Here is an 11,865-nt window from a genome sequence, read left to right as displayed (position 1 = left end):
CTTCACGGTGGGCCGTGACCGTCGCAGGCCGCATGGGCCGAAGGTCCCGACCCTCCGGGCCGACCCTCCTCGTCGCACCTACGAACCGTTGCGGACTGCTCCGGCACTACGGCGACCGGGCAGATGGCATGTCGCAGCAGCGCGAGCGCCGCACCGCCCGAGCGGCGGCCGACCACGACCAGGCCGGAGTTCCCGGCGGCATGGACAAGCGCCACCTCCGGGGCGAGCAGCACAACGTCCTCCAGGACATCGACCTCCGGATACTTGCCGCGCCACGGCCGCAGCGCGTCCGACAGCCGCTGCACCTCGTCGTCCTCCCACATGGCCCGGTCCTCTTCCAGAACGGGGAAAGGCCGTTCCGCCGCCTGCGGGGGCAGCGTCCAGGAGTGCACGGCATGGAGCCGTGCGCGGCGCAGCCGTGCCGCCTCGAAGGCGAGGCCGACGGCGGCGCCCGCCAGGTTGCGGGCATCGATCGCGAGGGTCACGCCGTCGGAGCGGCCGAGCGGCCCGTCACCCGCGAAGGCGCCGGGCACCAGCACCACGGGCCGCTCACACGCCCGGACCAGGGCGGTGGCGGTCGAGCCCACCGGGATCCTGGGATGACTGCCCTCGCCGCGCAGTCCCAGCACCAACAGCTCCGCATCCGCGGCCGTGGTGCGCAGGGCCGACACCGGAACACCGGTGAGGTTCACGCCCTGGGCCGTCAACGTCGGGTGCCGGTCGGCGAGTTCGGCGACCACGCGGTCCACCACCGTCTCGGGACGGTACGGCCACTGTTGGGCGGGATCCGGACCGTCCGGCGGCGACACATGCACCACACGGAGTGGCAGCCCACGCAACAACGCCTCGCGCGCGGCCCAGTCGGCCGCGGCACGGCTGCGTGCGGACCGGTCGACGCCGGTGATGATCACTCGCTCCATGATGTGCCGCCTTCCGCCCAGGGGGAACTCGAGGCCCGGGCCAGGTCCAGCTTTGCCGGGCGGGCGACCCGTACGCAGGGGGCCGAACGGGCCCGGATCGGAGCCCTGGCGGCCCATACCCGCGGGTAGGGCGGGGGAGGACGCTGGCACCGAAGAGCAACCGACAGCAGGAGGTGCGCGCCATGCTTCCGCCCGTCATTGTTGGAGTCGACGGATCCGCCGAGAGTCTCGCCGCAGCCGAGTGGTCCGCCCGTGAGGCGGTGCGCCGGGACCGGCCGCTGCGTCTGGTGCACGCCTGGAACTGGCACCCCCGTCAAGGAGCCGGCGAGCCGGCGACGGCCGCCCAGCGGTATCTGGCCCGGCGTGCGCTGCGCCAGGCCGAGAACCGCATCCGTCGTACCTGCCCCGGCGTGAAACTCGACGACGAACAGATCGAGGGGCCTGCGACCACGGCCCTTCTGCACGCCGCCGAACAGGCCGACCTGCTCGTCCTGGGATCGCGCGGCCTCAGTGGTGTCACCGGGTTCCTGGTCGGATCGGTCGCCTTGGGCGTCGTGGCCCGGGCCGTCCGGCCGGTCGTCCTCGTTCGGGCGGAGGGGGAGGCGTCGGACGAGCACCTTCCGGCCGACGACGGCAGCCCGTCGACCCGCACCGGCTACCGGGACGTCGTCCTGGGCATCGATCTCGGGGACCCCTGCGACGAGGTGATCGAGTTCGCCTTCGAGGCGGCCCGGCTGCGCGGCGCGCGCCTGCATGTCGTGCACGCCTGGCAGGCTCCGTCCCCGATCGGGCTCGGCGCAGGCGACATCGGTCTGGTCGACGGCCCCGCCCAGGCGGACGAGTGGCTCGGTTTCCTGACCGCAGTCCTCCAGGCGTGGCGGGACAAGTACCCCGAGGTCGTCGTCGCCGAGACCGTGACCGAGGGCCGCGCCCAGTCCGTGCTGGTCCGCGCAGCCACCGGGGCGAGTCTGCTCGTGGTCGGCCGCCGGACGACCGAACGCCCGACCGTTCCCCGCGCAGGACCCGTCACCCACGCCGCCATCCATCACGTCGGCTGCCCCGTGGCCGTCGTCCCCCACGAGTGAGAGGCCGTGGCCCTGATGAGCGCGCCCACCAAGTACGTGTACGCATTCGCCGAGGGCAGCCGGGAGATGGCCGCCCTCCTCGGCGGCAAGGGAGCCGGCCTCGCCGAGATGACGCAGCTCGGCCTGCCCGTCCCGCCGGGCTTCACCGTCACCACCGAGGCCTGCAAGGTCTACCTGGCCACGGGTGAGGAACCGGACGAGCTCGGCGTCGAGGCCGCCCAGGCCCTCGCCGGCCTGGAGCGGACCATGGGCCGCACCCTCGGCGCGCCCGACGACCCTCTGCTGGTGTCCGTGCGCTCCGGCGCCCGCTTCTCCATGCCCGGCATGATGGAGACCATCCTCGACATCGGCCTCAACGACCGGTCCGTCACCGGGCTCGCCAAGACCTCCGGGCAGGAGCGGTTCGCCTGGGACTCCTACCGCAGGCTGATCCAGATGTTCGGCCGGACCGTGATGGGCGTAGACGGCGACCTGTTCGAACAGGGCCTCGCCGCCCACAAGGCGCAGCGCGCCGTAGGCACCGACCACGACCTCGACACCGCCGAACTCATCGCGCTCACCGAGGAGTTCAAGGACATCATCCGTAAGGAGACCGGCGAGGACTTCCCGCAGGACCCCGCCGAGCAGCTGGCCCGTGCCATCCGTTCCGTCTTCGACTCGTGGAACGTCGAACGCGCCCGCGTGTACCGCCACCGCGAGCACATCCCCGACGACCTCGGCACGGCTGTCAACGTTCAGGCGATGGTCTTCGGCAATCTCGGGGGCGACTCCGGCACCGGCGTCGCCTTCACCCGCGATCCCGCCACCGGCGAACGGGGCGTGTACGGCGACTATCTGCCCGACGCCCAGGGCGAGGACGTCGTCTCCGGCGTCCGTGACGCGCTGCCGCTGAGCGAGCTGAAGACGCTCGACCCGCGGGCGTACGTCGAACTCGGCGACCACCTGCGCACCCTGGAGAACCACTACCGCGACCTGTGCGACGTGGAGTTCACCGTCGAGCGCGGCAAGTTGTGGATCCTGCAGACCCGCGTCGGCAAGCGCACCGCCGACGCCGCCTTCCACATCGCCCACGACCTGCGGGAGGAAGGGACCATCACCGCCGACGAGGCCCTGATGCGTGTCGACGGCGCCGCCCTGACCCGGCTGATGTTCCCCCGCTTCGACACCACCCCGTCCGACGTGCCCCTGGCGCACGGCGTGCCCGCCTCGCCCGGCGCGGCGGTCGGTGCCGTCGTCTTCGACTCCGCCGAGGCGGTACGACGTGCCGCGGCCGGCGAGCACGTGGTCCTGGTCCGCCGGGAGACCACCCCCGACGATCTGCCCGGCATGATCGCCGCCGAGGCGGTCCTGACCAGCCGGGGCGGCAAGACCAGTCATGCCGCCGTCGTCGCGCGTGGCATGGGCAAGGTGTGCGTGTGCGGCGCCGAGGCGCTGTCCGTCGACCCGGTCGGCCGCCGGTTCACCACGACGTCGGGCGTCGTCGTGCACGAGGGCGACACCGTCTCCGTGGACGGCACCGCCGGCACGGTCCACCTCGGTGCGCTCCCGCTCACGGCGTCCGAGGTCGGCCGCGCCCTGGAGACCAACGCGAGCACCGACCAGGTCACCGAGGCCGTCCTGGACGCGCTAGCCCACGCCGACTCCGTGCGCCGCCTCGACGTGCGGGCCAACGCCGACACCCCCGAGGACGCCGCACGCGCGCGTGCCCTCGGCGCCCAGGGCATCGGCCTGTGCCGCACCGAGCACATGTTCCTCGGCGAGCGCAGGGCGCTGATCGAGGCGATGATCCTGGCCCGCGACGACACGGCACGCGAGGCGGCCTTGGCCGCTCTGCTCCCGCTCCAACGTGTGGACTTCACCGGCATCCTGACGGCGATGGACGGTCTGCCGGTGACGATCCGGCTGCTGGACCCGCCGCTGCACGAGTTCCTGCCCGACCGCACCGAACTCGCCGTCCGCCTGGCCTCCGCGGCGAGCCCCGACCCGCACGATCGCGAACTCCTGGCCGCCGTCGAGCGCATGCAGGAGCAGAACCCGATGCTGGGCCTGCGCGGTGTCCGGCTGGGCCTGGCCGTGCCGGGCCTGATGGCCATGCAGGTGCGGGCCGTGGCAGAGGCCGTCGTGGACCGCCTGGGTGCGGGTGGCCGTCCGCACGCCGAGATCATGATCCCTCTCGTCGGCACCGTCGAGGAGCTGCGCCTGGCCCGCGCCGAGGCGGAACGGGTCCTCGCCGAGGTCGCGGCCGAGACCGGCGTGACCCTCGACTGCCCGATCGGCACGATGATCGAGCTGCCGCGCGCGGCCCTCACCGCCGGACGCATCGCCGGGGCCGCCGACTTCTTCTCCTTCGGCACCAATGACCTCACCCAGACGACCTGGGGCTTGTCCCGCGACGACGCCGAGGCCTCCTTCTTCCCGCTCTACCTGGAGAAGGGCGTCTTCGGGGTGTCGCCGTTCGAGTCGATCGACGAGGAAGGCGTCGGGCGGCTCGTGGAGTTGGCCGTCAAGGCCGGACGGGCCGTCAACCCCCGTCTGGAGACCGGCGTGTGCGGTGAGCACGGCGGGGATCCCGACTCCATCCACTTCTTTCACCGGGTGGCCTTGGACTATGTCTCCTGCTCGCCGTTCCGCATACCGGCGGCCCGACTGGAAGCGGGCCGGGCGGCCGTCGCCGACCGCACCGGGACGAGCGACACCAGGTGAGGCGCACGGATGAAGGGCCCGGGGTGCAGGACTGACTCCGTCGCTCCCGGGGCACCTGGGCACTGTCCGGCGGATCATGTGACTGTCGGGTTGCCGGCTCGTTGTTCCCGACGTGGGGCGGGGTGATCTGACGAGTGCGGAGTGGGCTCGACCGGAGCCGCATCTGCCTTCGGCAGGACAGCGTGGTGGCCGATGGAATGACCACCGGACAGTGATCAACGGGATCCTGTTCCGGGTCCGAACCGCCATACCGTGGCGCGACCTGCCCGAGCGTTTCGGCAGCTGGAAGACGGTCTATGAGCGCCATCGGCGGTGGTCGGCGGACGGCACGTGGGACCGGATCCTGCGGGCCGTCCAGGCGGACGCCGATCTGGCCGGCCGGATCGACTGGAGCATGGCCGGCGTGGACTCGACGTCCTGCCGAGCCCATCAGCACGCGGCCGGTCCCCGCGCGGCCTGACCTGCAAGATCCACCTCGCCGGTGAAGGCGGATGCCGCCCCATGTCCTTCCTGGTCGCACCGGGCCAGTTCGGTGACGCCCCGCTGATGATCGAAGTCCTCGAACGTATCCGCCTTCCCCGTCCCCGGGGCGGGCACCCGCGCACCCGGCCTGACCGCCGCGGCGGCGACAAGGCATACAGCTCACGCCGAAACCGCCGTTATCTGCGAAGACGTCAGATCAAGCACGCGATCCCCGAGCCGAAGGACCAGCGGGCCCACCGTAAGCGGCGCGGCAGCAAGGGCGGCCGGCCGCAGGCTTCGACAGCGAGATCTACGAACGCCGCAACGAGGTTGAGCGGACCATCAACCGCCTCAAGAACTACCGGGCCGTCGCCACCCGCTACGACAAGAGGGGCTACGTCTTCCACGGCACCGTCACGACCGCGGCCATCAGGTTATGGCTCCGCCCATGATCCGCCGGACAGCGCCTAGGTGGCCCGACCGACGCCAGGAAGCGAAGATCGGCTCAGCACAGGAGGCGGTAGCGGAGCGCGAGCCGCCCCGACGCACCTGGCCCACGGCACCGCCGCCCGCGAGGAGGAGACCACCATGGCCGATGACCGGCAGGGGACCGAGCCGGGCGACGGATCCGCGGCGGGGCCGCCGCACGCGCACGCGGCGAGCGCACGGGACACGGTGCGTCTCGCGGTGGTCGTCGGCGCCCTCGGTGTGGTCTTCGGTGACATCGGGACCAGCCCGATCTACACCATCCAGACCGTGTTCAACCCCGACGACCCGCACCCCGTCCCGGTCGGCACGGACAACGTGTACGGGGTGGTGTCCCTGGTGTTCTGGTCGGTGATGATCATCGTGACGGTCACCTATGTGCTGCTCGCGATGCGCGCCGACAACGACGGCGAGGGCGGCATCATGGCGCTCATCACCCTGCTGCGGCGATGGAACGCCCAGCGTGGCCGCAGAGCCGCCGTGGTCCTCGCCGCGCTCGGCATCTTCGGCGCGTCGCTCTTCTTCGGCGACAGCATGATCACCCCGGCCATCTCGGTGCTGTCCGCGGTCGAGGGGCTCAAGGTCGTCGAACCGTCCTTCGGGGGCGCGGTCGTCCCCATCACCGCGGTGATCATCGTGCTGCTGTTCCTGGTGCAGCGCCGGGGAACCGCGGCGGTGGGCCGGGTCTTCGGGCCGGTCATGATCGCCTGGTTCGTGGCCATCGGCGCGTGCGGCGTCGTCGGCATCACCGACCACCCGGACATCCTGAAGGCACTCTCGCCGACGTACGCTTTGGGCTTCCTGTTCGGTCACTGGGGTACCGCCTTCTTCGCCCTGGCCGCGATCGTCCTCGCCGTCACCGGCGCCGAGGCGCTCTACGCGGACATGGGGCACTTCGGCCGCCGGGCGATCACCCGAGGCTGGGTGTTCCTCGTCCTGCCCGCCTGTGTCCTCAGCTACATGGGGCAGGGCGCGCTGATCCTCGACGATCCGGACAACATCAGCAGCCCGTTCTTCCTGCTCGTGCCCGACTGGGGGCGCTGGCCGATGGTTCTGCTGGCGACGGCGGCGACCGTGATCGCCTCCCAGGCGGTGATCACCGGCGCGTACTCCGTCGCCTCCCAGGCGGCCAAGCTCGGCTACCTGCCGCGGCTGCGCATCGCGCACACCTCGGAATCGACCATCGGCCAGATCTACGTCCCCTGGATCAACTGGCTGCTGATGGTCTCGGTCCTCACCCTGGTCTTCGCCTTCCGCTCCTCGGAGGCGCTGGCCTACGCGTTCGGCATGGCGGTCACCGGCACCATCACCATCACCACCCTGCTGTTCTTCTACGTCGCCCGCGCCAAATGGGGCACACCCAAGTGGCTGCTCGCCGTCGGCGGCGGCGTGCTCCTCTTCGTGGACATGCTGTTCGTGGCGGCCAACATGACCAAGCTCGTGCACGGCGCGTGGCTGCCGCTGCTGATCGGCCTCACCGCGTTCACCGTCATGACGACGTGGCAGCGAGGTCGCGAGGTGGTCACCGCGGAACGGGCGCGCGCCGAAGGGCCGCTGCCCGAGTTCGTCGACGACCTGCGCAGCGGCAAGGCCGCGACGAGCCACGTCCCCGGCACGGCCGTCTTCCTCAACCGGGGCAAGGAGACGACGCCGCTCGCCATGCGGGCCAACGTCGAGCACAACCACGTCCGGCACGAGCAGGTCGTGATCCTCGCCCTGCAGACCGAGCCGGTGCCCCGTGTCCCGGCCGACGAGCGGGTCGTCGTGGACGACCTCGGCTATGCCGACGACGGGATCATCCACGTCACCGCCCGGTTCGGCTACATGGACATCCCGGACGTGCCCGGCACCCTGGCGCTCCTCGACCCGTCCTCGACCGAAGGGCCGTTGCGGCTCGACGACGCGTCCTACTTCCTGTCGAAGATCGAGCTCCGACGCGGCAAGGCGCGCACGATGGCCCCTTGGCGCAAGCGGCTGTTCATCGCCACGTCCTACATCACGGCCGACGCCGCCGAGTACTTCAGTCTCCCGCGGGACCGCACGGTCATCATGGGCTCGCACATCGAGGTGTAGGCGCGCGGGAGAGGATGTGGTCCGCGCCCGCACCGGCAGGCGCGGACCACGCAATCGTCAGTTCGACTTCCACCAGGCCGCGGAGGCGTCCCGCAGGGTGTTGGTGCCGCAGTGCACCTCGCCCATGCCCAGGTGGTAGGTGTACCAGTCGTCGATGTACGACACCTTCAGACCGGCCCGTGTGTACACGGCGGTGACGGCCTGCGTGAAGATGTCCTTGCCGCCGATGACCGGGCCCCACTGGCGCGGGGCGAGATAGCGGTCGCGGGCGAGCAGGACGCCGTTGACGGCGCCGGGGACGTAGGCGCTGGTCGGGACGGCGGCGGCCGGGGCGGCGGAGGCGCCGGGGCCCTTGTCCAGCCACTTCTGCTGGCCGTACCGGCCGAGCTTGTCCACCAGCGCCGGGTCCCCGCCCATCCGCGTCAGACGCGGCACGGACACGTCCTGTCCGTCGGCCGCCGACATCGCGGACTCCCGGGTGTACAGGGCCGGTACCCGCACGATCTCGTCGTCGGTGACGCCGGTCTCGCGCCTGAGGATGTCGAGGTTGGCCTCGATGCGCTCAGCGGCCATGGTGTTGTCGGCCACGAAGTGCCGGGAGGCGAGGGTCTGGTCGATGGTCTCCTTCGGGGCCGGCTGGTCTCCCAGACGGGGCACGGAGAACATCTTGGTTCCGCCGTGACCGTCACGCTGTGCGTCGCGCAGCAGTTTCAGCCCGGCCTTCGGGTCGGCGACCCCTATGCGCCAGCCGCGCGGGGTGTCGGCGGGCAGGAACTGCACGAACTCGTCGACATGGCCGACGCCCAGCCACGAGGTGTCCAGCAGGAGCGGGTCCTGCAGGCCCTGGGACTTCAGCAGGGTGCGCATCGCCAGCGCCGGCTTGGAACCGGTGTCCTTGCGGTGGCCCATGATGACGCGGCCGGCCGGGAAGGAGCGTCCGCCGTGCGTGTGGGGCGGAATGGTCTCCAGGTTCCCCGTGGAGTTGAGCGTCCCCTCCTCCGAGTCACGCACACCGGAGACCTGCACCACTCCGATGTCCCGGCCGCGCACCTTCTCGAACAGCTCCCGGCCCGCCTCGCGATCGGGCTGAGCCGAGCGCAGCATCACGCGCATCGCGTGCCGTCGCCCGCCCGGGCCGGCCATGCTGACGTAGGCGGGCTCGACGAAGTCCTGCGCCCAGATGTCGCCGTACTTCTCGAAGGTCACGAGCGGCTTGGTGATGCCGGCGCGCCGCACCTCCGTCTCCAGGTTCTTCACGAACTGCCGGTAGGGCTGGTCGGCGGAGCTGTTGCCGGGCACCTTGGTGACCATGACCTGCTGGGCGTTCTGCAGGTGGTGGTGGGTCAGGAGCGGGGCGACGCGCAGGGTGACCGTGTCGGACGTGGTCCGGCCGGCGGACGTCACGCTCAGCCGGATCACCGCCCGGCCGTCCCACTTCGCGGTGTCCCGGATGATGTCGGTGGCCTCGACGCCGAACTCCACGCCGGAGCGCAACTCGGCCGCCGACAGCCGGGTGTCGGCCGTGACCAGGACCCAGGCACCGGAGCGCTTGAGGAAGACCCGGGTGTGCTTGGCCCCGGCCGTCGCCTGCACGCTGCCCTTGGCGCCGGACGCGAGGCCCGGCATCGGCACCGAGCGCACCCGCGCGAGATCGGCGGCGTCGGCACTGCCGTTGACCTTCTTGTCGGCGGCGTCATTGCAGGCTGCCAGCTTGGCGTCGGACAGCGGCCGACCGTCCGGCCCCTTGACCGGGCAGCGCTTGGTGTCGTCGTCGATGTTGGGGAGGTAGACGGCTCCCCGGCCGACGGACCATCCGTCCTCGCCGGCCGTGTCGGTGGCCCCGGTGACATCGACCCGTCCGTCGCGGTCGACGTCCGCGCGGAGGTCGGCGGTCGCGGCCGACGGCGCCGCGAAGGCGGGGGAGAGAGGGGTGGCGAGTACGGAGCCGGTCGCGGTGAGGGCGAGGAGCACCTGTCCCGCAGGGGTCGTACGTATACGCGTACGTCTGCGCACGGCGTATCCCTTCCAGGTGGGGGGTGTTTCGCCGTGCAAGAGGGTGATCGCACACTGTGCGTTCACTGTGGGACGACAGTTCATACCTGGGTCTGACGGCAACTCCCACCAGGGCGGGAGAGGTGAGGTGCGGACGTCAGTCGGCGCGGGCCGGGATCCGCAGCCGTACCCGGTAGCCGCCGTCGGCGGTGGGCCCGGACTCGAAGGTGCCGTCGAGGAGTTCGGCCCGCTCCCTGAGACCGACCAGACCCTGCTGCGAGCCGGGGAGAGGCAGCGAAGGGCGAGTGGGCGGCGTGTTCGTCACGGTCACGCCGAGAGCGGCACCGTCGTCGGCCCGCCACAGCCGTACGGTCGCGGTGGCTCCCGGGGCGTGCTTGCGGACGTTGGTGAGGGCTTCCTGGACCGTGCGGTACAGCGCCCGCTGGGCGGGTGGGCCGATGTCCGGCGGGAGTTCGCCGGTGAGGTCCGCGGTGATGCCGCTGGTCGCGACGAGCCCTCGGAGGTCGGCAAGCGTGGGCTGCGGGGTCAGCTCGGTGGCGTGGCCGCCGGAGGCGCGCAGCAGGGTGACCATGTGGCGCAGTTCGTCGAGCGTGTCGACGCTCAGGGAGCGGATGGTGCGGACGCCCTCCTTGATGTCCGGGTCCTGGGCGGCGACTTGGAGGGCACCGGCCTGTACGGCGATCAGGCTGACCTGGTGGGAGACGACGTCGTGCATCTCGCGGGCGAGTTGGGCACGCTCACGGGCCAGGACCGCCTGGGAGTGCAGCAGCCGTTCGTGTTCGCGGGCCTCCTCGATCTCGACGAGCCGGCCCGCCAGGTCACCTCGAGCCTGGAGGAGTTGGCCCAGCAGGACAGGTGTCGCGGCGGTGGCCAGCGTGTAGAAGAAGTAGACCAGGGTCCAGGTGCGGTCGTGCGAGGCGAGTTCGTCGAGCGGCCACGGGGCCGCGGAGGCGAGGGCGAAGAGCACGGCGCAGGTGATGAGGAGCCGTCGGGAGCGGGACCGCTCGGCCAGGGTGAACAGCGCGGCGAACGGCGCGAACACGATGTCCAGCATCAGGCTGGCCGGGAGCGTCAGCAGGAACACCGCGAGCGGGAAGCGCCGGCGGACGGCGAGCGCGACACAGGCGAGCGCGGCCGTCGCCAGCTCCACGCCGCCCTCGTCCCCCAGGCTGAACCAGACGTCAGCGACCGCGACGGCCACCACCAGGGCGTCGACGACCGGAGCCGGGACACGCGCCCACCACGGCCGGCGCGCGGTCATCGCTCCGACCCCGAGCACGGCGCTTCGTCGAGCAGCCCGGCACGCTGGGCGAGCAGGGCCGCCCGGACCCGGCTGCCGACCCGCAGCTTGGTGAGAATGGCACTCACATGGTCCTTGACCGTGCCCGCGCTGAGGTGGATACGGGCACCGATGTCGGCGTTGGAGAGCCCCTCCGCGATCAGTACGAGCACCTCGCGCTCGCGTTCGGTCAGCAGCGCCACCCGGCCGGCCTCGGCGTCGTCCGCTGTGGCGGCGCCGGGGTGGTTCTTCCAGACGGCGCGGGAGGCCTTCGGTGACAGGACCACCCCGCCCGCGGCCAACGTCCGGACCAGCTGGCCGAGTTGCTCCGGCTCCGTGTCCTTGAGCAGGAACCCGGCCGCGCCGGTGCGCAGCGCGGTGAGGATGTACTCGTCGGCGTCGAACGTCGTCAGCATCGCCACCACCGGCGGCTCCGGCAGGTTACGCAGCTGCCGCAGCACGGTCAGCCCGTCGACGTCCGGCATCCGGATGTCGAGCAGCACGACGTCCGGCCGCTCCCGGCGCACCGTGTCGATCGCCTCGGCGCCCTGCGTGGTGGCGACGACCTCGATGTCGTCGGCCGCGCCGAGGATGAGCTTGAAGCCGGACCGCACCAGGGCCTCGTCGTCCACCACCACTACCCGGATCACGCGTGTCCCGCCTTGTCGTCGTTGTGCTGTGCGTACGGCTCCGGCCGCGCACTCGGCCGATGCTGATCGTCGGCATCGCCGCTCCGACGGTAAACCCGACCGTAGAGCGCCACGCTCCGTGTGAGACGGCTCGGCCGTGCACTCCCGCCACTCGGGGGGACGGGTCCAGCCGACCGGGGGGTTCATGGGGACCG

At 71.6% G+C, this 11,865-nt stretch carries 7 protein-coding genes and 1 pseudogene; 4 read left to right on the top strand and 4 right to left on the bottom strand.

The features are described from left to right. Positions 1–2 precede the first annotated feature (2 nt). The gene (locus tag BLU79_RS14770) at positions 3–920 is read right to left on the bottom strand and encodes a universal stress protein (RefSeq protein WP_093906206.1); all 918 of its coding nucleotides are present in this window, start codon (positions 918–920) and stop codon (positions 3–5) included. 182 nt (positions 921–1,102) lie between these two features. Between BLU79_RS14770 and BLU79_RS14765 the strand changes: the two genes are divergently transcribed. From BLU79_RS14765 to BLU79_RS14750, 4 genes and pseudogenes are all read left to right on the top strand, one after another. Beyond that, positions 1,103–2,005: a universal stress protein gene (locus BLU79_RS14765; protein WP_093906205.1), complete on the top strand. Its 903-nt coding sequence runs from the start codon at positions 1,103–1,105 to the stop codon at positions 2,003–2,005. 15 nt (positions 2,006–2,020) lie between these two features. Then, a complete protein-coding gene (gene ppdK, locus BLU79_RS14760) occupies positions 2,021–4,708 on the top strand; it encodes a pyruvate, phosphate dikinase (RefSeq protein ID WP_093906473.1) in 2,688 nt (895 codons plus the stop codon). 112 nt (positions 4,709–4,820) lie between these two features. Beyond that, a pseudogene (locus BLU79_RS14755) lies at positions 4,821–5,622 on the top strand (IS5 family transposase). A 136-nt stretch (positions 5,623–5,758) separates the two neighbouring features. After that, complete coding sequence (locus BLU79_RS14750; RefSeq protein ID WP_093906204.1) at positions 5,759–7,729, top strand: potassium transporter Kup; 1,971 nt, start codon at positions 5,759–5,761, stop codon at positions 7,727–7,729. A 57-nt stretch (positions 7,730–7,786) separates the two neighbouring features. Here the strand turns inward: BLU79_RS14750 and BLU79_RS14745 are convergent, their stop codons facing one another. From BLU79_RS14745 to BLU79_RS14735, 3 genes are all read right to left on the bottom strand, one after another. Then, a complete protein-coding gene (locus BLU79_RS14745) occupies positions 7,787–9,742 on the bottom strand; it encodes a protein-arginine deiminase domain-containing protein (RefSeq protein ID WP_256333302.1) in 1,956 nt (651 codons plus the stop codon). Between the two features lie 136 nt (positions 9,743–9,878). Continuing rightward, on the bottom strand, positions 9,879–11,003 hold the full coding sequence (locus tag BLU79_RS14740; RefSeq protein WP_093906472.1) for a sensor histidine kinase: 1,125 nt from the start codon (positions 11,001–11,003) through the stop codon (positions 9,879–9,881). Further along, the gene (locus BLU79_RS14735) at positions 11,000–11,671 is read right to left on the bottom strand and encodes a response regulator (RefSeq protein WP_093906202.1); all 672 of its coding nucleotides are present in this window, start codon (positions 11,669–11,671) and stop codon (positions 11,000–11,002) included. The genes BLU79_RS14740 and BLU79_RS14735 overlap by 4 nt, the downstream gene beginning before the upstream one ends. Positions 11,672–11,865 lie beyond the last annotated feature (194 nt).

The organism is Streptomyces sp. cf386 (genome assembly GCF_900103585.1).
GTDB lineage: Bacteria > Actinomycetota > Actinomycetes > Streptomycetales > Streptomycetaceae > Streptomyces.
This window is presented reverse-complemented; position numbering and strand designations above follow the sequence as displayed.